Source organism: Sphingopyxis sp. 10G20-10, assembly GCF_057365075.1.
On sequence record NZ_CP195117.1, the window covers coordinates 1,639,682 to 1,661,614 of the forward strand.

General features: G+C 59.8%; 26 protein-coding genes, 1 tRNA gene and 1 other RNA gene. 16 read left to right on the forward strand and 12 right to left on the reverse strand.

From position 1 onward, the window contains the following. Positions 1 to 250: 250 nt before the first annotated feature. The 3 genes from ACR3XE_RS08005 to ACR3XE_RS08015 all read left to right on the forward strand — a co-directional run bounded on the left by ACR3XE_RS08005 (position 251) and on the right by ACR3XE_RS08015 (position 2,024). Complete coding sequence (locus tag ACR3XE_RS08005; protein ID WP_473698160.1) at positions 251 to 487, forward strand: response regulator transcription factor; 237 nt, start codon at positions 251 to 253, stop codon at positions 485 to 487. 185 nt (positions 488 to 672) lie between these two features. Then, positions 673 to 1,128: a MaoC family dehydratase gene (locus ACR3XE_RS08010; RefSeq protein ID WP_473698159.1), complete on the forward strand. Its 456-nt coding sequence runs from the start codon at positions 673 to 675 to the stop codon at positions 1,126 to 1,128. Then, on the forward strand, positions 1,125 to 2,024 hold the full coding sequence (locus ACR3XE_RS08015) for an HpcH/HpaI aldolase/citrate lyase family protein (RefSeq protein WP_473698158.1): 900 nt from the start codon (positions 1,125 to 1,127) through the stop codon (positions 2,022 to 2,024). The genes ACR3XE_RS08010 and ACR3XE_RS08015 overlap by 4 nt, the downstream gene beginning before the upstream one ends. Positions 2,025 to 2,027: 3 nt before the next feature. On the opposite strand, the gene aguB is transcribed toward ACR3XE_RS08015, so the two are convergent. The 5 genes from aguB to rpsD form a co-directional block, all read right to left on the reverse strand. Beyond that, on the reverse strand, positions 2,028 to 2,879 hold the full coding sequence (gene aguB / locus ACR3XE_RS08020) for an N-carbamoylputrescine amidase (protein WP_473698157.1): 852 nt from the start codon (positions 2,877 to 2,879) through the stop codon (positions 2,028 to 2,030). Between the two features lie 7 nt (positions 2,880 to 2,886). Then, the gene (locus ACR3XE_RS08025) at positions 2,887 to 3,264 is read right to left on the reverse strand and encodes a DUF3147 family protein (RefSeq protein WP_486185634.1); all 378 of its coding nucleotides are present in this window, start codon (positions 3,262 to 3,264) and stop codon (positions 2,887 to 2,889) included. Then, the gene (locus tag ACR3XE_RS08030; protein WP_486185635.1) at positions 3,237 to 4,217 is read right to left on the reverse strand and encodes an agmatine deiminase family protein; all 981 of its coding nucleotides are present in this window, start codon (positions 4,215 to 4,217) and stop codon (positions 3,237 to 3,239) included. The genes ACR3XE_RS08025 and ACR3XE_RS08030 overlap by 28 nt, the downstream gene beginning before the upstream one ends. Before the next feature lie 23 nt (positions 4,218 to 4,240). Beyond that, a complete protein-coding gene (locus ACR3XE_RS08035; RefSeq protein ID WP_473698156.1) occupies positions 4,241 to 5,914 on the reverse strand; it encodes a M28 family metallopeptidase in 1,674 nt (557 codons plus the stop codon). A gap of 172 nt (positions 5,915 to 6,086) precedes the next feature. After that, on the reverse strand, positions 6,087 to 6,701 hold the full coding sequence (gene rpsD, locus ACR3XE_RS08040) for a 30S ribosomal protein S4 (protein ID WP_473698155.1): 615 nt from the start codon (positions 6,699 to 6,701) through the stop codon (positions 6,087 to 6,089). A gap of 213 nt (positions 6,702 to 6,914) precedes the next feature. On the opposite strand from rpsD, the gene ACR3XE_RS08045 reads away from it, so the two are divergent. Next, positions 6,915 to 7,235: a chorismate mutase gene (locus tag ACR3XE_RS08045; RefSeq protein ID WP_473698154.1), complete on the forward strand. Its 321-nt coding sequence runs from the start codon at positions 6,915 to 6,917 to the stop codon at positions 7,233 to 7,235. A gap of 25 nt (positions 7,236 to 7,260) precedes the next feature. On the opposite strand, the gene ACR3XE_RS08050 is transcribed toward ACR3XE_RS08045, so the two are convergent. Genes ACR3XE_RS08050 through rpiB form a run of 5 tightly spaced genes read right to left on the reverse strand, consistent with a single transcriptional unit; the run spans position 7,261 to position 10,431 of the window. Then, complete coding sequence (locus ACR3XE_RS08050; protein WP_473698153.1) at positions 7,261 to 7,989, reverse strand: RNA methyltransferase; 729 nt, start codon at positions 7,987 to 7,989, stop codon at positions 7,261 to 7,263. Then, a complete protein-coding gene (gene nrdR, locus ACR3XE_RS08055) occupies positions 7,986 to 8,450 on the reverse strand; it encodes a transcriptional regulator NrdR (protein ID WP_473698152.1) in 465 nt (154 codons plus the stop codon). Before nrdR ends, ACR3XE_RS08050 begins: the two co-directional genes overlap by 4 nt. Before the next feature lie 3 nt (positions 8,451 to 8,453). After that, the gene (locus ACR3XE_RS08060; protein ID WP_473698151.1) at positions 8,454 to 8,666 is read right to left on the reverse strand and encodes a hypothetical protein; all 213 of its coding nucleotides are present in this window, start codon (positions 8,664 to 8,666) and stop codon (positions 8,454 to 8,456) included. Positions 8,667 to 8,668: 2 nt separating this feature from the next. After that, positions 8,669 to 9,982 carry a serine hydroxymethyltransferase gene (glyA, locus tag ACR3XE_RS08065; protein WP_473698150.1) on the reverse strand — a complete coding sequence of 438 codons (1,314 nt, stop codon included), beginning with the start codon at positions 9,980 to 9,982 and terminating at the stop codon, positions 8,669 to 8,671. Then, positions 9,979 to 10,431, reverse strand: coding sequence for a ribose 5-phosphate isomerase B (rpiB, locus tag ACR3XE_RS08070; RefSeq protein ID WP_473698149.1), 453 nt, complete (start codon positions 10,429 to 10,431; stop codon positions 9,979 to 9,981). Before rpiB ends, glyA begins: the two co-directional genes overlap by 4 nt. A gap of 112 nt (positions 10,432 to 10,543) precedes the next feature. On the opposite strand from rpiB, the gene ACR3XE_RS08075 reads away from it, so the two are divergent. Then, positions 10,544 to 10,708: a hypothetical protein gene (locus tag ACR3XE_RS08075; protein ID WP_473698148.1), complete on the forward strand. Its 165-nt coding sequence runs from the start codon at positions 10,544 to 10,546 to the stop codon at positions 10,706 to 10,708. Positions 10,709 to 10,839: 131 nt separating this feature from the next. On the opposite strand, the gene ACR3XE_RS08080 is transcribed toward ACR3XE_RS08075, so the two are convergent. Beyond that, entirely contained in the window at positions 10,840 to 11,496 is a 657-nt protein-coding gene (locus ACR3XE_RS08080) for an alpha/beta hydrolase (RefSeq protein ID WP_486185636.1), read from the reverse strand. Between the two features lie 140 nt (positions 11,497 to 11,636). On the opposite strand from ACR3XE_RS08080, the gene ACR3XE_RS08085 reads away from it, so the two are divergent. The 8 genes from ACR3XE_RS08085 to ACR3XE_RS08120 all read left to right on the forward strand — a co-directional run bounded on the left by ACR3XE_RS08085 (position 11,637) and on the right by ACR3XE_RS08120 (position 18,477). Beyond that, the gene (locus tag ACR3XE_RS08085; RefSeq protein WP_473698146.1) at positions 11,637 to 12,728 is read left to right on the forward strand and encodes a cysteine desulfurase family protein; all 1,092 of its coding nucleotides are present in this window, start codon (positions 11,637 to 11,639) and stop codon (positions 12,726 to 12,728) included. Next, positions 12,725 to 13,063, forward strand: a complete 339-nt coding sequence (locus ACR3XE_RS08090) for a 2Fe-2S iron-sulfur cluster-binding protein (RefSeq protein ID WP_473698145.1) — start codon at positions 12,725 to 12,727, stop codon at positions 13,061 to 13,063. Before ACR3XE_RS08085 ends, ACR3XE_RS08090 begins: the two co-directional genes overlap by 4 nt. A gap of 39 nt (positions 13,064 to 13,102) precedes the next feature. Further along, positions 13,103 to 13,200, forward strand: an RNA gene (gene ffs, locus ACR3XE_RS08095) — signal recognition particle sRNA small type. A 44-nt stretch (positions 13,201 to 13,244) separates the two neighbouring features. Continuing rightward, positions 13,245 to 14,957 (forward strand): DNA polymerase III subunit gamma/tau, encoded by a 1,713-nt coding sequence (locus tag ACR3XE_RS08100; protein WP_473698144.1) that lies wholly within the window; start codon positions 13,245 to 13,247, stop codon positions 14,955 to 14,957. Next, positions 14,954 to 15,289: a YbaB/EbfC family nucleoid-associated protein gene (locus ACR3XE_RS08105; protein WP_473698143.1), complete on the forward strand. Its 336-nt coding sequence runs from the start codon at positions 14,954 to 14,956 to the stop codon at positions 15,287 to 15,289. Before ACR3XE_RS08100 ends, ACR3XE_RS08105 begins: the two co-directional genes overlap by 4 nt. A gap of 124 nt (positions 15,290 to 15,413) precedes the next feature. Beyond that, positions 15,414 to 17,810 (forward strand): endopeptidase La, encoded by a 2,397-nt coding sequence (gene lon / locus ACR3XE_RS08110; protein WP_473698142.1) that lies wholly within the window; start codon positions 15,414 to 15,416, stop codon positions 17,808 to 17,810. A gap of 158 nt (positions 17,811 to 17,968) precedes the next feature. Beyond that, positions 17,969 to 18,241, forward strand: a complete 273-nt coding sequence (locus tag ACR3XE_RS08115) for an HU family DNA-binding protein (protein WP_473698141.1) — start codon at positions 17,969 to 17,971, stop codon at positions 18,239 to 18,241. Positions 18,242 to 18,402: 161 nt separating this feature from the next. Further along, positions 18,403 to 18,477 (forward strand) — tRNA-Val (locus ACR3XE_RS08120). Positions 18,478 to 18,552: 75 nt separating this feature from the next. On the opposite strand, the gene ACR3XE_RS08125 is transcribed toward ACR3XE_RS08120, so the two are convergent. After that, positions 18,553 to 19,281 (reverse strand): prolyl hydroxylase family protein, encoded by a 729-nt coding sequence (locus tag ACR3XE_RS08125; RefSeq protein WP_473698140.1) that lies wholly within the window; start codon positions 19,279 to 19,281, stop codon positions 18,553 to 18,555. Between the two features lie 150 nt (positions 19,282 to 19,431). On the opposite strand from ACR3XE_RS08125, the gene ACR3XE_RS08130 reads away from it, so the two are divergent. The 3 genes from ACR3XE_RS08130 (at position 19,432) to ACR3XE_RS08140 (ending at position 21,921) form a co-directional block, all read left to right on the forward strand. After that, positions 19,432 to 19,749: a PepSY domain-containing protein gene (locus tag ACR3XE_RS08130; protein WP_473698139.1), complete on the forward strand. Its 318-nt coding sequence runs from the start codon at positions 19,432 to 19,434 to the stop codon at positions 19,747 to 19,749. 103 nt (positions 19,750 to 19,852) lie between these two features. Then, positions 19,853 to 20,518: a response regulator transcription factor gene (locus tag ACR3XE_RS08135; protein ID WP_473698138.1), complete on the forward strand. Its 666-nt coding sequence runs from the start codon at positions 19,853 to 19,855 to the stop codon at positions 20,516 to 20,518. An 11-nt stretch (positions 20,519 to 20,529) separates the two neighbouring features. Continuing rightward, the gene (locus ACR3XE_RS08140) at positions 20,530 to 21,921 is read left to right on the forward strand and encodes a sensor histidine kinase (RefSeq protein WP_473698137.1); all 1,392 of its coding nucleotides are present in this window, start codon (positions 20,530 to 20,532) and stop codon (positions 21,919 to 21,921) included. Positions 21,922 to 21,933 lie beyond the last annotated feature (12 nt).

Genomic DNA, 21,933 nt, shown 5'->3' on the forward strand with positions numbered 1-21,933 from the left:
TACTGGGGGTTTTTAACCATATTGCATTGTTGACGTTGCGCACGTTTGCAAATTCTATAGTCAAAGACCGACTTGGTCGCATCCGTCCTATATTCGATCACGGGCAAGCGGTAAGACACCAACAGGATTTGAAGGCGAATTGAACTGGTTGCAAAGGGCATGGGGGTTCTTTGCTAAACGAAGGAGACAAGTGGGGGGCGCCACAGGGGGACAGCTTCATGCTGGACCGAGATTATGTTAGGGATCCCAAGTGACGCTGCATTCTAGAGATTTTACCAGCGATCCAGAGCTTACGGGTCGCGAACTCGAAATCATCGAGCTTGTTGCTCAAGGGCTTTCGAGCAAAAAAGTGGCGCAGCTCGTTGGCATCGCGCCGCGCACAGTCGAACGGCATATAGAGAATATGCGCTTGAAACTTCGCGCTAAAAATCGGACCCATATGGTCGCCTGTGCGGTCATGGAAGGATTAATCCAGGTCCGCGAATAGAGTTTCATCATCCACATCAGGGCAGGCAGGGCACAACCCGCATGATTGGGCACCATGTCGTCCCGGCTCTTTCTGACCTAGCGGCCATATTTGGCTGCTAGGCTTGCGTTTTGCAGGTAGCGTGCGCTGGCAAAGCGCCCTAATGTTGCGTCTGAATTTCAATCAGGGCGAACAAGGGTGAGGTAATGGCGGGACTTTGGTTTGATGAATTGACGGTCGGGCAGCGCTTTGACCATGCGATCCGCCGCACGGTTACCGAAACCGACAATGTGATGTTCACGGCCATGACGCACAATCCGGCGCAGCTTCACCTCGACGAAGAGTATATGAAGGGCACCGAATATGGTCAGCGGATCGTCAATTCGGTGTTCACACTGGGTCTGATGGTCGGCATTTCGGTCGGCGACACGACATTGGGCACCGCCGTCGCCAACCTGGGTTGGGACGAAGTGCGTTTCCCCAAGCCCTTGTTCCATGGCGACACGGTGAATGTGGTCACGGAAGTCATTGCGCTACGCGAATCCAAATCGCGGCCCGAGACGGGTATCGTCACTTTTTTACATGAAGCCTATAATCAGCACGGTGATCTGGTGGCCTCATGCAAACGGTCGGGTCTTCAGCGCAAGAATCCAGCGGCATGAGCATCCTTCCCCTGCGCTCGATGCTGTTCATCCCCGGCGACAGTGAAAAGAAACTCGGCAAGGTGGACGGCTGCGGTGCCGACGCCGTGATATTGGACCTCGAAGATTCGGTGGCCCCGGCGAACAAGGCGGCGGCCCGCGCTTTGGTCGCGAGCTTTATTCGGGACCGACCGCGCGGCAAGCGGACGACGCAGCTGTGGGTGCGGGTCAATCCGCTCGATAGCGGGTTGACGCTCGATGATCTGGCTGCGGTCGTGTCGGCGGCTCCCGACGGAATTGTGCAGCCCAAGACCGACACGCCCGATGATGTTTGGCAATTGTCGCATTATCTGGATGCGCTCGAAACCGCCGCAGGTGTCGAGGCAGGGTCGATCAAAATCATTCCCGTTGCGACCGAAACAGCGGTTGCGCCCTTTCATCTGGGTGAATTTGCGACGGCCGGGCTCGACCGGCTGGCCGGGATGACCTGGGGGGCGGAAGATTTGTCAGCCGCCGTGGGGGCGAGCAGCAACCTTGATGCGAGCGGCGAATGGGCCTTCACCTATAAAATGGCGCGGTCGCTGTGCCTGCTTGCGGCGCACGCGAGCGGTGTACCCGCGATCGACACGCTCTATGTGGATTTCCGCGATAATGAAGGCTTGCGCGCCTCTTGCCGCGCCGCGCGGGCCGAGGGCTTCACCGGACGGCTGGCGATCCATCCTGCCCAAGTGGCGGGGATCAACGAATCCTTTCAGCCGTCGCCGGACGATATTGCCCATGCGCAACGCGTCATTGCGGCTTTTGCCGACAATCCGGGCGCAGGAACGGTTGGACTGGACGGCAAGATGATCGACATTCCGCATCAAAAGGCGGCGGAGCGTATTTTGGCGCAGGCCAAGGCCTTTGGCGCGGCCTGACTTTTAGATATCTTCGACGAGTCGCCTGTAAAGTTGCGGGCGGCGGTCGCGGAAGAAACCCATGCCGGCGCGATGTTTGGTGGCGCGGTCTAGGTCGATGGTCTCGATCAGCACACCGCTTTCGCCCGCGCCAAATTCCTGCGTCAGATCACCCCATTCGTCGGTGATAAAGCTGTGGCCGTAAAAATTTGCGTCGCCTTCGGTGCCGATGCGATTGGCGGCGATGACGGGCATACAGTTGGACACGGCGTGGCCCTGCATGGCGCGGCGCCACATGCGGCTGGTGTCGAGGTCGGCGTCATAGGGCTCTGACCCGATGGCGGTGGGATAGAAGAGCAGCTCTGCCCCCATCAGCGCCATCGTGCGCGCCGTTTCGGGATACCATTGATCCCAGCACACTCCGACACCGATGCGGGTGCCAAAGACGTCCCAGACCTTGAACCCCGTATTGCCGGGGCGGAAATAATATTTTTCCTCATAGCCGGGGCCGTCAGGGATGTGGCTCTTGCGATACGTGCCCATGATCGCGCCGTCAGGACCGATCATCGCCAGCGTGTTGTAATAATGCTGTCCGTCGCGTTCGAAAAAGCTGGTGGGAATGGCGACCTTCAACTCTGCCGCCAGCGCCTGCATGGCGAGGACGCTGGGGTGATCGGCGGTCGGTCGGGCGTTGGCGAACAGCGCCTCATCCTCGACCTGACAGAAATAGGGGCTTTCGAACAATTCGGGCGGCAGGATGATTTGCGCGCCCTGTGCTGCGGCCTGCCGGACCTGTGTCGTCACAGCCCCGATATTGGGTTCGACGGGGCCGGGCAGGGCAAGCTGAAGTGCGGCGACGGTGATGGTGCGGGTCATCCCCACCCTATAAGGTCAGGCCCCAAGCCGACGCAATCCGTATCGTCAGCAGATAGAGCAGCACTGTAGTTGCGATGCCTGTGCCAAGCGCCAGCCAAAAGGGCTGTCCGTTGCGCAGCATCAACGGGATGATGAGGAACATCGGGACCGAGGGCAGGAAATAAACAAAGGTAGACAGCGCATAATCGGCCACCAGTTGCTCGTCGCGGCTGTCGCTCCAAAGCCAGATCATCGCGAGGGTGGAGACGAGCGGGACCGAAGCGATCAGTCCGCCGATTCCGGGGCTCTTTCGTGCCACAAAGGCAATGATCGCCACCAAAGCCCCGCTGATGAGCGCGCGGAGAACAAAGGCGGCGGTCAGCACGGCAATTGCTGGCTGGAGCAATGGAAGCTGCCGCCACCAGCAAGGATGCCGCGCGCGGGAACGCCGACAATGCGACGGTCGGGGAAGCAGGCGGCGAGGGCATCGCACGCGGGCTGGTCGTTCGGCGCACCATAGAGCGGCACGACGACCGTGCTGTTGCCGATGTAAAAGTTCATATAGCTCGCCGCAGCGAGGTCGCCGCCGATTTCGACGCGACCGGGGGAGGGGAGGTCAACAATCTCGACTCCAAACGCCTGCGCGAGCTGGCGGGCATCGGCATAAATGGCGGCGTTGGGATCATCGTCGCTTGCCGCGACAGGCAGCGCCAGCCGTCCTTCGCCGACAAAGCGGGCCAGATTATCGACATGGCCATCGGTATGGTCACCGACCAAGCCTTTGCCGAGCCACAGTAATCGGTTGATGCCGAGGGTCTCGGCCAAGCGCGCTTCCAAGTCTGCACGGGTCAGCGACGGGTTGCGGTTGGGGTTGAGCAGGCATTCCTCTGTGGTAACGGCCAGTCCGTTACCATCGACGTCGATCGCACCGCCTTCGAACACCCAGTCATAGTTTTGCAGCGGCAGGCCGGTTTCGCTGGCCAAGAGGTGGCCCACTTCCTGATCGCCCGGCATGACGAATTTCTCGCCCCACCAATTAAAGGCAAAGTTGCGCGCCGCGCGGTGGTTCCCCGTTCCGACGATAATCGGCCCGGTGTCGCGCAGCCAGATGTCGCCAAAGGGGCGGATCAGCAGCTCGACACCGGGCGCGACAAGTTGTGCGGCCAGTTCGGCATTGGTTTCGTCGCGGACCAGTAGGCGGACCTGCTCGCCTTTGCCGCCGTCGTGGACGGCATTGGCAAAGGCGGCAACGTCGCGGCGGGCCGCGTCAATCTGGCCGTCCCATTCGTCGGCCAGATGGGGAAATCCGATCCACACCGCGTCATGCGGCGCCCATTCGGCGGGCATGAGCGGTGTCATCGGTTTAGTCCTGACTCCCTAGATCAGTTTGCTTTGAGGCTCTTGTCCCGCGTGGCGCGGAACTCGTCGCCCTCGACCCAATTGGGCCAAGCGTCGGTCATCGCCAGCATCCGGCCAACGACATAATAAAGTTTCAAGTCAGCGATCATGCCGTCCCAATTCTTGATCGCATCATATTCATCGGACGGGGCGTGATAACGGTTTTCGACATAGTCATCGGCCGCTTTCTTGCCGGCTTCCTTGCCGCCGTCGATCAGATCCTGGCCGCTGCCGAAATCGATCATCGGGACACCTTGTTTGGCAAAGCTGAAGTGATCGGAGCGGTAATAATGACCCTTTTCAGGCGACGGATCGACGCCGATTACGCGGCCTTCGGCGGCAACCGCCTTGTCCAGATAGGCATCCAATTCCGACTTTCCGCGTCCGGTGACCACAACATCTTTCGACGGGCCGATGCTGTTGAGCGCGTCCATATTTACGCCGCCAACCGTCTGCTTCAACGGGAAGATCGGGTTTTTGGCATAATAGTCTGACCCCAACAGGCCCGATTCCTCAGCCGTTACAGCCATGAAGACCATGCTGCGATCAGGGGCGCCCGCTTTGACTTGCGCCTCGGCCAGCGTGACCAGACCGCCAACGCCGGTGGCATTGTCGACGGCTCCGTTGCAGATACCGTCGCCGTTGACAGGCGCGCAATGGCCCAGATGGTCCCAGTGCGCTGTGTACAGCACATATTCGTGAGGCCGCTTCGCCCCCGGCAAGAGGCCAACCACATTGTGCGACAATTTCTTGGCGATCTGGTTGTCAAAGCCAAAAGAGGCTTTGACGCCGGTAAGCGCAACCGGCTTAAAGCCTTTTTTCTTGGCCGCAGCACGCAGGGCGTCGAAATCCTGACCGGCGCTGGCAAAGAGTTCCTTGGCCTTGGGCAATTGAATCCAGCCATTGGCAACGGTCTGGTCGGCCCCGCCATCGGCGCTTTCAGCAAGATATTGGGTGCCGGTCCAGCTAGATTCAACGACGTTCCAACCATAAGCTGCCGGCTCGGTGTCGTGGACGATCAGGGCAGCGGCCGCACCCTGACGGGCCGCTTCCTCATATTTATAGGTCCAGCGCCCATAATAGGTCATTGCGCGACCGTTGAATTCGCCCTTGGTATCTTTGGTTTCCCAATCGGGGTCATTGACCAAGATGACGACGGTTTTGCCCTTCACATCGACGTCGGCATAATCGTTCCAGCCCTTTTCGGGGGCGTTGATGCCATAGCCGACAAAGACAACGTCGCTGTCCTTGACGCGGGTTTCGGGCTGGACGCGATAGCTGCCCGCAACATAATCGCTACCAAATTGCAGCGTCACCGGAGTCTTGCCGCCGGTAAAGGTCAGCGGCGTCGGGTTGGTCGCGGTGATTTCCACCAGCGGAACATCCTGTGTCCACTTGCCGTTGTTGCCCGGCTGGAGCCCGGCGTCCGTGAATTTCTTGATCAGATAGGCGAGGGTCTTTTCCTCCCCAACCGTGCCGGGCGCGCGCCCTTCATAGGAATCGGATGATAATTCCTTGGTCACATCCTGCAAGGTGCCGAGCGACAGATCGGGCATCTGCACATCGGGCAACGCAGACTGCGACGAAGCGGCGGGTTTGCATCCGGCGGCAGCGAGCATCGCCAGACATGCCAAGGGCACGGCTATTTTATTCCTCATCTATCTTCCTCTTGTTCCTTAGGGAGTTCAGTGGGGGCGTTGTGACATCCCCACGCGAACGGCGCAAGTATGTCGCTTTACGATTGGACCTAAGCTGGCAGTTTCGCGCGAACACGAAAAAGGGCGGCCCGTTTGCGGACCGCCCTTTTGCAACTTGTTGTGAAGTAGCCGATTAGCGCGAATAAAATTCGACGACCAGATTGGGTTCCATCTTCACCGGATAGGGAACTTCGTCGAGCGTCGGGACGCGAACGAAGGTGATCTTTGCGGTGTCGGTGGCTGCGACATAATCGGGAATGTCGCGCTCGGGCAGGCTCTGGGCTTCGGCGACCAGCGCCATATCCTGTGCCTTTTTGCCCAGCGTGACTTCGTCACCCGGATTGACCTTGCGGCTGGCAATGTTGCACTTCACACCGTTCACATAGACATGGCCGTGGCTGACCAGCTGACGCGCCGAAAAGATGGTCGGGGTGAATTTGGCGCGATAGACGACGGCGTCGAGACGCTGTTCGAGCAGGCCGATCAGATTCTGGCCGGTATCGCCCTTCATCCGCGATGCTTCGAAATAATTGCGCTTGAACTGCTTTTCGGTGATGTCGCCGTAATAGCCCTTCAGCTTTTGCTTTGCGCGCAGCTGGATACCGAAATCGGACACTTTGCTTTTGCGGCGCTGGCCGTGCTGACCGGGGCCATATTCGCGGCGGTTGACCGGGGATTTGGGGCGGCCCCAGATGTTCTCGCCCATCCGGCGGTCGAGTTTGTACTTGGCGCTATGGCGCTTAGACATAATCGTCTCCAATATGCTGTGTGCCGAAGGATTTCGGCGGTTCCCGGGTCGCACCGCATGGGCAGGCCTGGTGGGGCTTTGCCATGCGCGACCGCCGCTTCACCGGGGTGCGGGGTCCATTGCGAAGGCGCGCGATTAGGCGGGAGCAGCTCAGAAGTCAAGCATTGCAGCGATGCCTCGACAGAAGATAAAAAGCCGCTAAAGGCTGACCGCATGAGCAAGACCAAGGACCCAGAGCTTTGCGGAACCATGCGCGATGTCCGCGCCGGGGTCGACGAGACCGACCGCCAACTCGTCGCCCTGCTCGTCCGCCGCTTTGGCTATATGGACGCAGCCGCACGGATCAAGCCCGACCGTGCGAGTGTGCGCGACGAGCCCCGCAAGGCGCAGGTGCTTGATAATGTGGCGCGTGAGGCCGCTGCGGTGGGATTGGACCCCGACCGATTGCGCGCCGTGTGGGATGTGCTGGTCGAACAATCGATCGCCCATGAATTTGGCAAGTGGGATGCGGAGCGGATCAAAAGCCAAGCGTAAGCCCGCGCGGGCACAGACCTGCCTGTCAGTCGCGCGCCTGATTGCGGCCAAGCGCCGAAATTACACCATGCAGCATCCGAACTTCATTACTCGACCACCCTGTTTTGGTGAGCGCCGTCCGCAGCGTGCGTAAAGTCGCTTTTTTGCGGTCGGGCGGAAAGAAATAGCCGGAAGCGTCGAGATCGCGTGTCAGATGGTCGATAAACTCTTCCAACTCGCCATGCGGGGCGGGCGGATCGGGTTCAACCAACGGCGGACTGGCGAGGCTTTCCCCGCGCGACCATTCATAAGCGAGCAGGATGACCGCCTGTGCCAGATTCAGCGACGCAAATTCCGGATTGATCGGCACGGTGATGATGGTCTGCGCCAGGGCAACATCGTCGCTGTCGAGTCCCGATCGTTCGGGACCAAAAACGAAAGCGGATCGACCGGATCGGGTGCGCACCTCTTGTGCCGCGATTTCAGGTGTCAGGACGGGCTTGGTAACGCCGCGTTTGCGGACGGTCGTGGCATAGATATGCGCGCAATCAGCAACCGCGTCGGCCAGGCTGTCAAACACTGTGGCGCCGGACAGGACAATATCGGCGCCCGACGCCGTTGGTCCGGCATCAGGGTTGGGCCAGCCATCGCGCGGTGCCACCAGCCGCAATTCGGTAAGTCCGAAATTGAGCATTGCGCGCGCCGTCTTGCCGATATTCTCACCAAGCTGCGGGCGGACAAGGACAATGATGGGTTTGGAGGCGGGGTCGGTCAAATCTTGGGCGCTGCCGCGTTGACGCTTGAGGCGAAATCTTCGAAATCCTTGGCTTCGGTGAATTCGCGATAGACGCTGGCGAAGCGGATATAGGCGACGCTGTCAAAGCCCTTGAGCGCCTCCATCACCATCGCCCCGATTTGTGCCGCCTTGACCTCATTGTCGCCGGAGGTTTCCAGCTGACGCTGGATTCCGGACACCAGCCGTTCAATCCGCACTGCGTCAATCGGGCGCTTGCGGCACGCGATCTGGACGCTGCGCATCAGTTTTTCGCGATCGAATGGCTCGCGCCGGCCATCGGCCTTTGACACGCCGACTTCGCGCAACTGGATGCGTTCAAAGGTGGTGAAACGCGCACCGCAATCCTCGCACTGCCGCCGCCGCCGGATCGCCGCCCCATCTTCGGTAGGACGGCTGTCTTTCACCTGACTGTCTTCATGGCCGCAATAGGGACACCGCATCGGTCAGCGACGCACCCGACTATAAAGCGCAATGCCCGCTCCGGCGAGAAGGCCGAGTGGCCAGCTAATGACGGGAAGTATCGCGCCTGCGGCCGCGCCAATCACGCCGCCGGTCAGGACAGGCCGGGTCGAGGGGTGGCTCATCCCTTGCTTGCCCATCTCCTTGATCTCGTCGATTGAAGCTTCGAGCAAATTGTCGTTGTCATGTTCGGCCATGATCAGCCTCCATAGATGGGGAAGCGTTCGCACAGGGTGCGGACTCGGGTGCGGACATCGGCTTCGACGGCGGCATCGCCCGCTTCGCCTTTGTCGCGCAACGCTTCGAGGACGTCGGCAACCATATCACCAATTTCCTCAAATTCAGCGACGCCAAAACCGCGCGTGGTGCCGGCGGGCGAGCCGACGCGGATGCCGCTGGTCTTGACGGGGGGCAGCGGATCAAAGGGGATGCCGTTTTTGTTGCAGGTAATTGCTGACCGTTCGAGCGCTTCGTCGGCGTCGCGTCCGGTGACGCCAAGCGGACGGAGATCAACCAGAGCGAGATGCGTGTCGGTGCCGCCAGCGACGATGTCGGCGCCGCGTGCCTTGAGCCGCGCCGCCAGAGCTTGTGCATTGGCGACGGTGGCCTTGGCATAATGTTTGAACTCGGGGCGCAATGCCTCGCCGAATGCCACGGCCTTGGCGGCGATGACGTGCATTAGCGGGCCACCCTGAAGCCCCGGGAACACTGCCGAATTGATGCGCTTGGCAATGGCCTCGTCATTGGTGAGGATCATGCCGCCGCGTGGGCCGCGCAATGTCTTGTGCGTGGTGGTGGTCACGACATGGGCGTGGGTCAGCGGCGAGGGATGAGCGTCGCCCGCAACCAGTCCGGCGAAATGCGCCATATCGACCATCAGCAGCGCCCCGACATCGTCGGCAATGGCGCGAAAGCGCGCGAAGTCGATGGTGCGCGGATAGGCGGAGCCGCCCGCGATGATCAGCGAGGGGCGATGTTCCTTGGCCAAGGCTTCGACCTGATCGAAATCAATCAGATGATCGTCGGGGCGGACCCCATATTGCACGGCGTTGAACCATTTGCCCGACATGGCGGGCGGCGCGCCGTGGGTCAGGTGACCGCCGGCGTCGAGGCTCATGCCCAAAATCGTCGCGCCGGGCTTGGTCAGCGCCAGCATGACGGCGCCATTGGCTTGCGCGCCCGAATGCGGCTGTACATTGACATAACCGCAATCAAACAATTGCTTGGCACGATCAATGGCCAAGCTTTCGACCTCGTCGGACGGCGCGCAACCCTGATAGTAACGGCGGCCCGGATAGCCCTCGGCATATTTGTTGGTGAAGACCGACCCTTGCGCGTCCAGCACCGCTTGGCTGACGATATTCTCGCTGGCGATCAGTTCGATCTGAAATTGCTCGCGCTGCATTTCATGGGTCATCGCGGCGGCGACGGCGGGGTCGGAGGTGGCGACTCCATGGGTGAAATATCCGGCCGATCGGATGGCAACGGGCTTGTTGAGCGTGTCTGTGGTCATCGGCTGGTCTCCAATTGCGCCGGGTGGGAAAGCTTGTCGACACGGCGCGCATGGCGGTCGCCGGCAAAGTCGGTGGTCAGAAAGGCGGTGAGGCAGGCCTTGGCCATATCGATGCCGACAAGACGCGCGCCCATGGCGATGACATTGGCGTCATTATGTTCGCGCGCCAGTTGGGCCGACAAAGGCTCGTCGACGCGCGCGCAGCGGCACGCGGGGTTGCGGTTGACCGCGATTGAAATGCCGATGCCCGATCCGCACAAAGCGACGCCGCGCTCGGCGTCGCCCTTGGCGATGGCGTCGGCTAGGCGATAGCCATAGTCGGGATAATCGACGCTGTCGGCGCTGTTGGTGCCCAGATCCTGAACTTCATGTCCGGCGTCGCGCAGCCAGTCGGCCAACATCGCCTTTAGTTCGAAAGCGGCATGGTCCGAAGCGATAGCGATACGCATGGGGGCGGCTCCTGTCGGTCGCGGGGAATCGATGAGGGCGCTTTAGGCCAAGCTGCCGCCGTTGACCATAAGCGAGGTGGCAAAAAGCGAATGTGGTCGATAGGAGGGCGGCATGACCGACACGATCCTGTCCATACTGATGCTAACCGGCGTCCTGTTGACCGCCGGTGCTATCTTTGTGTTTCGCAACGGGGATCGCCGCCGCGCGCTGCTGATGCTGGTCGCGGCTTTGGTGATGTTCGCCAATATGGTGATTTGGCTGATGCCGACGACATAGATGTTCTAGCTAGCCGTCGATGTTCTAGCCAGCCGTCATTGCGAGGAGCCGAAGGCGACGCGGCAATCCAGAGCTGTGCAAGGCCGCTCTGGATTGCTTCGCTTCGCATGCAATGACGAGAGCCATAGATATCAGCGTATCGGCAAATCGGGGGCGAGCCGCATATCCAGATAATTGTCGAGGCTTTTCATCAACTGGTCGAGTTCATGTTCGAAGAAGTGATTGGCGCGCGGGATTTCATCATGGTGGATGGTGATGCCCTTTTGCGTGCGCAGCTTGTCGACCAGTTTCTGGACGGCGCTCGGAGGGACAATCTCGTCCTGACCGCCGGCGACAAGGATGCCCGACGAGGGGCAGGGAGCCAGAAAGCTGAAATCATACATGTTGGCGGGCGGAGCCACCGATAGGAAGCCACGGATTTCGGGCCGGCGCATCAGCAATTGCATACCGATCCACGCGCCAAAGCTGAAACCGGCGATCCAGGTGGTCTGCGCTTCGGGGTGGATCGACTGGACCCAATCGAGCGCCGATGCGGCATCGCTGAGTTCGCCGATGCCGTTGTCGAACGTGCCCTGGCTGCGACCAACACCGCGAAAGTTAAAGCGCAACACCGCAAAGCCGCGGGCGACAAAACTTTTGTACATCGCTTGGGTGATGCGGTCGTTCATCGTGCCGCCGCCTTGTGGATGCGGGTGAAGGATCAGTGCAACCGGCGCACGGGCGCGCGGCGGCGGGCTGAATCGGCCTTCGATACGACCTTCGGGGCCGGGAAAAATCACGTCGGGCATGGGAGCACCTCTTATTGTTATGGGTTGCTTGCCGAATCACCGTGCAGGTGGGGTGGCGAAGCCGAGGCGCGGCCTATATAGAAAAAGTGATGCAAGATGCAACTTTTGCGAATCACTCGCAATAACGCTCGAGGGTTCGAATGATTTACCTTGATTATCAAGCAACCACGCCGCTGGCGCCAGAGGCCCGCGAAGCGATGCTGCGCTGGCTTGGCGGGCCGGATGAGAAGGACGGCTTTGCCAACCCGTCGAGCACGCACAAGGCCGGACGCGCCGCCGCCGCTGCGGTAGAGGTGGCGCGCGATCAGGTGGCCGCGTTGTTGCCAAAGGGTGGGCGGCTCTATTTTACATCGGGCGCGACCGAGGCGTTGAACTGGGCTCTGCTATGCGGGCCAAAGACGCATCAGGGCGGGGCCGCCGGCTTGTCGGTGGAACATGCGGCGTCCTTGCAATGCCTCGAACGGCTTGGCGCGACGGTGCTTCCGGTCGATAGCGATGGCGTGGCCTTGCCGATTGATCCCGACCTGATCCCGCAAAACGGGGTGGTCGCGGCCATGCTGGTCAACAATGAAGTCGGGACCATTCAGCCGGTCGCCGATATTGCCGAGGCGGCCCATGCCAAGGGCAGTTTGCTGCTGTGCGATGCGGTGCAGGGCTATGGGCGTGTTGCGATTCCGGAGGAGGCTGATCTCGTGGCCCTGTCCGCGCACAAAATTCACGGACCGAAAGGCATTGGCGCCTTGTGGGTGCGCGACGGGATTGATCTGCCGTCGCTGATGGTTGGAGGCGCGCAGGAACAGGGGATGCGGGCGGGCACCGTGTCGCCCGCGCTGTGCGCCGGTTTTGGTGCAGCAGCGGCGCTTGCGGCCGAATGCTTTGACGACGATACGGCACATGCCGAACATTTATGGTCGATCGCCATGGAGACGCTGCCCGAATGGCGCGTCAACGGGTCGCTGACGCAGCGTTACCATGGCAACCTCAATATCCGGCGCGATGGCGTCAATGCGCTCCGGCTGATGTCCGATGCGCGCGATGTCGCCTTTTCGCTGGGCAGTGCGTGCGGCAGCGGATCGGGGAAAGTCAGCCATGTGCTGCGCGCCATGGGGGTCAGCGAGGGCGATGCCCGCGCCTCGATCCGGCTTGGCTGGGGGCGCTATACCAGCGAACAGGATCTGCGCGACGGGCTGGACGCTATCAAGGCCGCGGCGCGGTTGCAGGGTGTGAATTGATGCGCGTCACCTTCATTCATGCCGACGGTGAGGGACTCACCATGGCAGAAGGAGAGGTTGGCACCAGCCTGCTCGATCTGGCGCAAGCACATGACATGCCGCTCGAAGGAACCTGCGAGGGCCAGATGGCCTGTTCGACCTGCCATGTTATCGTCGAGAAGGCTGATTTTGAGCGCCTGCCTGTCGCGAGTGAGATGGAAGAGGATATGCTCGATCTGGCGGCCGGAGTTCGACGCACGAGTCGACTGGCGTGCCAAATCTTGCTCACCGACGCGCTCGACGGGCTGACCGTGCATATTCCGGGTGAAAGCCGCAACATGCAGGGGCCGCGCTGAGCGCGACTTGCATTTCGTCCGCGTCATCGCCATATGCGCCGCGGGAGTCGGGCGGACGCCGTCTTCGCCAACCCGGTCAGATCCGGAAGGAAGCAGCCGCAACGAATTTGCGGCGGGTCGTTCCGGCTCCCAACCCATTTCCCCCTTCGACAAGAACAGCACGTTTGCCTAAGACGGTCGCATGAGCGATTCCGCCGATGATGATATGCCGATGAACGCGCTGGGCCTTGATGAGCCCACGCCTCCTGCGACGCCCGCGAACAGCGGGCCATATCGCGTGCTGGCGCGCAAATATCGCCCGCAAACCTTTGCCGAACTCATCGGTCAGGATGCGATGGTGCGCACGCTGGGCAACGCCATTGCCCGCGACCGGCTGGCCCATGCGTTCCTGATGACCGGTGTGCGAGGAGTCGGGAAAACCTCGACTGCGCGATTGATTGCCAAGGCGATGAACTGCATCGGGCCGGACGGGCAGGGCGGACCGACGATTGATCCGTGCGGCGTGTGCGAGCCGTGCCGCGCGATCACCGAAGGGCGCCATATCGACGTCATCGAAATGGATGCCGCGTCGAACACCGGCGTCGACGATGTGCGCGAGATTATCGAAGCGGTGCGTTATGCCGCCGTGTCGGCGCGTTTCAAAATCTATATCATCGACGAAGTGCATATGTTGTCGCGTAACGCCTTCAATGCGCTGTTGAAAACGCTCGAAGAACCGCCGCCGCACGTCAAATTTCTGTTCGCAACGACCGAGGTGAACAAGGTTCCGGTGACGGTTTTGTCACGGTGCCAGCGCTTCGATCTGCGGCGGATTACGCCCGACATGTTGTTCGCCCATTTCAGCCAGATTTTGCAGAAAGAGGGCGTCGAGGCCGAGGCTCCGGCGATCTGGTTGATCGCGAGTGCCGCCGAAGGGTCGGTGCGCGACGGACTATCGATCTTGGATCAGGCGATTGCCCATGCCGATCTTGATGGCGGTAGCAAGATTAGCGCCGACCATGTCCGCACGATGCTGGGCCTGTCCGACCGCTCGACCATCGCGCAATTGATGGCGACGATATTGGAAGGCGATTCGGCAGGCGCGATTGATCTGGCGCGCGCGCAATATGCGCTGGGGATCGAGCCGGTGGCGTTGGTGCGCGGGCTGATGGAGCTAACCCATGCGGTGACGCTTGCCAAAGTATCGCGCCACGATGACCCCGCTTTGCCGGAGGCAGACCGCGAACGAATCGCCGACTGGGCGACCAAGATGGGCTTCGCACCGCTCAATCGGCTGTGGCAGTTGTTGATCAAGGGCCATGAAGAGGTGCTGCGCGCCAATAATCCGCTTGAGCATATGGAAATGCTGTTGCTGCGGATTATTTACGCCGCCTCAATGCCCGATCCGGGCGAACTGGCCAAATTGCTCAAATCGGGCGGCGCCAATGTTGCGGCCCCTGCTGCGGCACCTTCGGCGGCGGCTGGACCGGCGCCTACAGCGCAGGATTCGCAAGAGACGACCGGCGAGGCGTCAGCGCCGACCGACCTGTCGCTGGTTCAACTGCATCATCTGCTCGAAAGCCAAGGAAATCATCGGCTTGCGGGAATGGTGTTCGACCATTTGCGCCCGATCAGTCTGACACCGGGCGCGATTGTTTTCGATGCCAAACCCGAACTGTCGGGCGGATTTTCCCGCGAACTTGCCGATGCGCTCTTTGCTGCAACCGGCAGCCGCTGGCAGGTCGAAGCCGGTGAGGGTGACGCAACGCCGAGCATGGGCGAGCAACGTGCTGCGGGCGCAGCCGACAAGGAACGCCGGATCCTTGATTTGCCCGTCGTCAAAGCAGCATTCGCCGCATTTCCCGACGCAAGGCTTGTCGGCAATGACGAGTCACGGCATAGGTCGGCGTCATGAAGTCTATCGAAGAAATGATGCAGGCGGCGCAGGAAGCGGCCGCTACGGTGCAATCCCAGATGCAGGAGGCGCAGGCCAAGCTCGACACGATCGAGGTTGAGGGTGTGTCGGGCGGCGGATTGGTCCGCATACAGGCCTCTGCCAAAGGGCGGATCAAGGCGATTTCGATCGACGACAGCCTGATGCAGGTGCCGGAAAAGCAAATGCTCGAGGATTTGCTCGCTGCTGCGTTCAATGATGCGCGAGCTAAGGCCGATCAGGTTAGCAACGATGAAATGGGCAAAATGACAAGCGGTCTGCCGCTCCCGCCCGGCTTCAAACTGCCATTCTAAGGCATGTTTTACGCCCGCCATGCCCCTGACGGCGTTGAATGTGCAGCCGGTTACGCCATATTAGCCATAATGACCTTATAATGTGGATGCCGTGCCTTCGTCGGACGCGGACCCTGGAGCAATAATGACCGATACTTTCCCCCTGTTGCCTTTGCGTGACATTGTTGTGTTCCCGCACATGATTGTGCCGCTGTTCGTCGGGCGCGACCGTTCGGTTGCCGCGCTCGAAGTCGCGATGGAAGCCGACAAGGAAATTTTCCTCGTCGCCCAGCTTGATCCGGGCGAAGATGATCCGTCGCGCGATGACCTGTATGACATTGGCGTCATCGCTACGGTGCTCCAGCTTTTGAAGCTGCCTGACGGGACGGTCCGCGTCCTTGTCGAGGGCAAGGAACGGGCGAAATTGAAATCGCTGAAGACCGAATCCGACGCGGTTATGGCGACCGTGGAGTCGCTTGGCGACACCGCCGACGACAGTGTCGACACCGCGGCCTTGATGCGTTCAGTCGTCGACCAGTTCGAGCAATATGCCAAGCTCAACAAAAAAATGCCGGCGGAAACCGCCGTGCAATTGTCGCAAATCGATGAAGCCTCGCGGCTCGCCGACTCGGTCGCGGGCAATCTCAACATCAAGGTGGCCGACAAGCAGGCACTGTTGGTCGAGGATCAGCCCGCCAAACGGCTGGAGATGGTGTTTGCCTTCATGGAGGGTGAACTTGGTGTCCTGCAGGTTGAAAAGAAGATCCGCGGCCGCGTGAAGCGCCAAATGGAAAAGAGCCAGCGCGAATATTATCTCAACGAACAGTTGAAGGCGATTCAGCGCGAACTGGGGAACGATCATGGCGAAGGCGGCGATGATCTGACCGAACTGCAGTCCAAGATCGACACGATGAAACTGTCGAAAGAGGCCAAGGCCAAGGGGCAAGCGGAGTTGAAAAAACTGCGCGCTATGGCCCCGATGTCGGCCGAGGCGACGGTTGTGCGCAACTATCTCGATACGCTGATCGGATTGCCCTGGGGTAAAAAATCAAAGCTCAAGAAGGACATCGCCAAGGCGCAGGAGGTCCTCGACGATGACCATTATGCGCTCGACAAGGTCAAGGACCGGATCGTCGAACATCTGGCGGTGCAGGCACGCACCAACAAGCTGAAGGGGCCGATTTTGTGCCTCGTCGGACCGCCGGGCGTGGGCAAGACGTCACTGGGGCGCAGCATTGCGCGCGCCACCGGCCGCCAATTTGTCCGCCAGTCACTGGGCGGGGTGCGCGACGAAGCCGAAATTCGCGGCCACCGCCGCACCTATATTGGTTCGCTGCCGGGCAAGATCGTCACCAATCTGAAAAAAGCGGGGGCGATGAACCCGTTGTTCCTGCTCGACGAGATCGACAAGCTGGGCCAGGATTTTCGTGGCGATCCGGCTTCGGCGCTGCTCGAAGTGCTCGACCCCGAACAGAATGGCAAATTCCAGGACCATTATCTGGAAATCGACATGGACCTGTCGGACGTAATGTTTGTCACCACCGCCAACTCGCTCAACCTGCCGCAAGCCTTGCTCGACCGGATGGAGATCATCCGTCTCGAAGGCTATACAGAGGATGAGAAGGTCGAGATTGCCAAACGCCATCTCATTGCCAAACAGGTCGAGGCGCATGGGCTGAAGGACGGCGAGTTTGAGCTGACCGAAGACGGGCTGCGCGACCTGATCCGCTATTACACCCGCGAAGCCGGCGTCCGCACGCTAGAGCGCGAGATTGCCCGGCTGGCGCGCAAGGTGCTGCGCCGGATATTGGAAGGCAAGGACAAGGCCATTGTCATCACGCCAGACAATCTGGGCGAATTTTCCGGCGTGCGTAAATATCGTCACGGCATGGGCGACGCCGAAGATGAAATTGGTGCGGTCACCGGTCTTGCCTGGACCGAAGTGGGTGGCGAGTTGCTGACCATCGAGGCCGTGACGGCCACTGGCAAAGGCCAGATTCGCACCACCGGCAAATTGGGCGAGGTGATGACCGAATCGGTGCAGGCTGCGCTCTCATTTGTGAAGGCGCGGGCCCCCAGTTACGGGATTCGCCCGAGTCTTTTTGCCCGAAAAGACATTCATATCCATTTGCCCGAAGGCGCTGTGCCCAAGGACGGGCCATCGGCGGGCGTCGGCATGGTGACGGCGATGATATCGACGCTTACCGGCATTGCCGTTCGCAGCGATGTGGCGATGACGGGCGAAGTGACGCTGCGTGGTCGCGTTCTTGCCATCGGTGGATTGAAGGAAAAGCTGCTTGCGGCACTGCGCGGCGGGATAAAGACCGTTCTGATTCCCGAAGAGAATGAGAAGGATCTGGTTGAAATACCAGCGAATATTACCGAAGGCTTGGAGATTATCCCGGTCGCGCATGTCGATGAGGTTATTGCACGCGCGCTGGTGTCGCCGGTCGTGCCGATCGAGTGGACCGAGGCCGATGAGCTGGCTGCTTCGCCTCCGCTCGCCGGCGGGATCGAGCCCGATCCGGCTATCCGGCACTAATCCAGATTGTCTTTTTGCCTAAATTCATCGTATTTTTGCGACCGCAGACAGTAAAAACCCACATTTTGCTTTGACAAGACAGGGTGAAAGAGGGTTAGTGCCGACACATGGCTTGACCATGAATCATTCAATCAACCACAGACAGGGGTTCCTTAGGCATGAACAAACAAGACCTGATCGCTAGTGTCGCTGACAGCAGCGGCCTGACCAAAGGCGACGCGAGCAAGGCTGTTGAGGCCGTATTTGACGCGATCACCGGCGAACTCAAAAAGAACGGTGAAGTCCGCCTCGTTGGCTTTGGCACATTCTCTGTCAGCAAGCGCAAGGCATCGACGGGTCGCAACCCGCGCACCGGCGAAACGATGACGATCAAGGCATCGAACCAGCCGAAGTTCAAGGCTGGCAAGGCTTTGAAAGATGCTTGCAACTAATCAGTTGCGGTATCGCTAGAAATTCTATCGGGTCGCGACGAAAGTTGCGGCCCGATTTCATTGGCGGTTCTTAAATTCCCGACAAAAGCCCGTTGCATTCATTGTCGCAGCGGCTATGGACGGGCGGCTTTCGGTTCGGGTGCTTTGGGCATCTGCCGAACGGGCGCGTAGCTCAGTGGTAGAGCACACCCTTCACACGGGTGGGGTCGCAAGTTCAATCCTTGCCGCGCCCACCATGGCCCGACTGACGGGCATTCTTGATACATCGCAGACGATAGCCCTATCCTGACCCCCACAAGACAGCCGACGGCCTATGTCTGTATGGGATCAACCGGATTCAGGATGCGCCAAGGTTCCTGACGATACCATTTGGTGATGACATGTTTGATCCCGCGCCGGACTGGGGTTCCGGCATGGAGGGTTTTCATGTTCGGTCGGCCGTTGGCGTCCATATTGTTCCAGATGATGAGCGTGCCCGGCTGTTGGCGCAAAGCGATACCAAGATGCGGGAATTCGGTTTCGCCGCCTTCTTTGGGAGCATTGAGTGAAACCATTGCGGTCCAAGTTCGCTGACCGCCGCGTTCGGCTTCCTGGCGCCAATATCCTTCGCCGACATGAAAAAAATCATGGTGCGGTTTGAATTGTTGGCCGACCTGATAACGCTGTCCCTGCATGATCTCGGAATAATCATTGTCGATCCCCAGCAGATCCGAAATATAGAGTTCGACATCGCTCACTAGCGGATCGTCGCGGTCGAAATGATGCGTGAAACTGGTGCGAAACCCCTCACGCTCGGCCCCTCGATAAAGCGTTGAGGGGACGGCGCGGCTGTTAATGACGTCGATGATGGCGCGGCAATCGCGCCGGGTCATAAACCCGGGCACCACATAGAGATCGATATCAGGGACATCGACTCGCTCGACTTGCGGGATTGAGGCCAGATGCTGACGGACCATAAATCCCAGATGGGCGAGTTTCTTTGGATCGGCGTAGCGATCAAAACACGCATCCTTCTGCGGAGATGAAATAGCGTCGGTCATGGATAATCCCATAGCCTAGCCCCCGTTAAAATTGGATGCATGATGGCAAATCAAGGTCGGTCACCGATCCACAGCCCCTTGTTCAAGCCAATTAGTGGTTGACCCGACCATTCATCGCCTATTCAATGCGAGCACAATAGACGGGTGGGCATGAAGAGTTTTCGGACACAGGTTTTTATTATGATGCTTCTTGCGCCTCTGCTGGCGTTGGAAGCCCCGGTTGGCGCGCGCGGAGACAAGGATCAGGATCATCTGCGTCAAGCCGCCGCCGAGGGGCAGGTCATCCCGCTCAAGCGGTTGATCGCCAATGTCCGGTCTAAGGCACCCTATAAGGACATGACCTATTTGGGCGGCCCGCAGTTCGACGCATCGACGATGCGCTATGGCCTTAAATTTCTCGATGGAAATCAAGTGGTCATTGTCTATGTCGATGCGCGTACCGGTCGTATAGTCGGTCGCAATCCCTAACATTCCGGTCTGTGCAACGACGCTTTGCGATGTTCGTTCGGGCTGATACAGTCATTGCTAACATGGGTCGGCCCAGTCCGCCCAAGAGGTTGAAAGGCGCATTATGCGAATTCTGATTGTCGAGGATGAACCCACCTTGGGTCCGCAGTTGAAATCGACGTTGGAAGGGGCGGGCTATGCCGTTGATCTTGCCACCGATGGGGAAGACGGCCATTTTCTGGGATCTACCGAAAGTTATGACGCGGCGATCCTCGATCTGGGTTTGCCCGAAGTCGATGGGCTGACCGTGCTCGACCGCTGGCGCAAGGAGAAGCGCAATTTTCCGGTCCTCGTTCTCACCGCGCGCGATAGCTGGTCCGATAAGGTTGCGGGATTGGACGCAGGCGCTGACGATTATCTGGCCAAACCGTTCCAGACCGAGGAACTGATCGCGCGATTGCGTGCCCTGATCCGGCGTGCATCGGGCAATGCGTCGAGCGAATTGACGGCGGGCCAGGTCCGCCTCGATACGCGTTCGGGCCGGGTTACGCTGGCAGGTGAGCCGGTCAAGCTGACCGCGCAAGAATATAAGCTCTTGTCCTACCTGCTTCATCATAAAGGCAAGGTCGTATCGCGCACCGAGTTGATCGAGCATATTTACGATCAGGATTTTGATCGTGATTCCAACACGATCGAAGTCTTTGTTACGCGTATCCGCAAGAAATTGGGTGCCGAAATCATCACCACCATTCGCGGGCTTGGCTATCAACTCGACGATCCGCAGGGCTGAGTCGATAGCCGATGATCGACGACCCGGTCGCGACATCTGATGACGGTCTGAAAGCGCCGCCGCTGACCAATCGGTCGACGGGGTCTCTCGTTCGCCGCATGATCGGTATCGCGGCGCTATGGATTTCGCTTCTGCTGATTGGCGGCGGCTTTGCCCTTGATAGGGTTCTGACCACGGCCATCACTCGCAACTTTGATACCGGGCTCGACTATGTCCTGCTGGCGATGATCCGGTCGTCGGAAGTCGGCCCCGATGGCGAAGTGCGTCTGTTGCAGCCGTTAGGTGATCAGCGCTTTCTGGAGCCCTATAGCGGCCTGTACTGGCAGATTAGCGGCGGCAAACAGGAACCCTATCCATCGCGTTCCTTGTGGGAACGCCGCCTGGCGACACCGAATGATCATGTCGATTCGGCGCTGCACACTTATGACAGCAATCAATTTCCCGACGAGCAGTTGCGCGTATTGGAGCGCGATGTTGTGCTGCCGGGCAGCAAGGTCAATTGGCGTTTTCAAATTGCCCAATCACGCGACGCACTGGATGAGCAAATCGGTGCGGTTCGCTCTACATTAATCCCCAGTCTGGCGCTGCTGGGGCTGGGTCTTATCATCCTTGCCGCCTTGCAGACGATTTACGGGCTTTGGCCACTGCGCCACATACGTCAGGCAATCGCTGCGATGCGTGGCGGTAAAAAACGTCGCGTCGATGCGCCGCTGCCGGTTGAGGTGCGTCCGATGGTGGATGAGTTGAACGCGCTGTTGGCGCATAATGAAAAACAGGCGGAGGAAGCCCGATTACATGCGGGCAATCTTGCCCATGCGCTCAAAACCCCGCTGACCGTGCTGATCAACAGCGCAACCAATTCTGACGCAGAGCTGGCGGATACGATCCGCCGCGAAGCATCGACCATGCAACGTCAGATCGAGCATCATCTGGCTCGCGCGCGGGCGGTGGGGCGTCGCGGCGCGGCGCTGGCGCGTGCCAATATCTGGGATAGCGTGGCCAGCGTATCGCGCGCGGTGGGCAGGCTTTATCCCCACCTGCGCCTCGATGCGGCTGGCGATCATGCGGTGATCGCGCAGGTCGAGCGACAGGATCTGGACGAGCTAGTCGGGAATCTGCTGGAAAATGCAGCCAAATATGGCGGCGGCAGCGTCTTTGTGACCATCCAGAATGACGACGGCACCGCCGAAATTCTGGTCGAAGATGATGGCCCGGGCATTGCTCTTGCTGACCGCGAACGAATTTTCGACCGCGGGGTGCGACTGGATAGCGGCAAGCCGGGGACGGGGTTGGGGCTGGCAATCGTGCGCGATGTGGCAGAGATTTATGGTGGCAGGATTGCGCTGGAAGAAAGCGAAGATTTGGGCGGTTTGCTGGTTCGCCTTCGCCTGCCTGCGGTCTGAATCCGGTTTCAA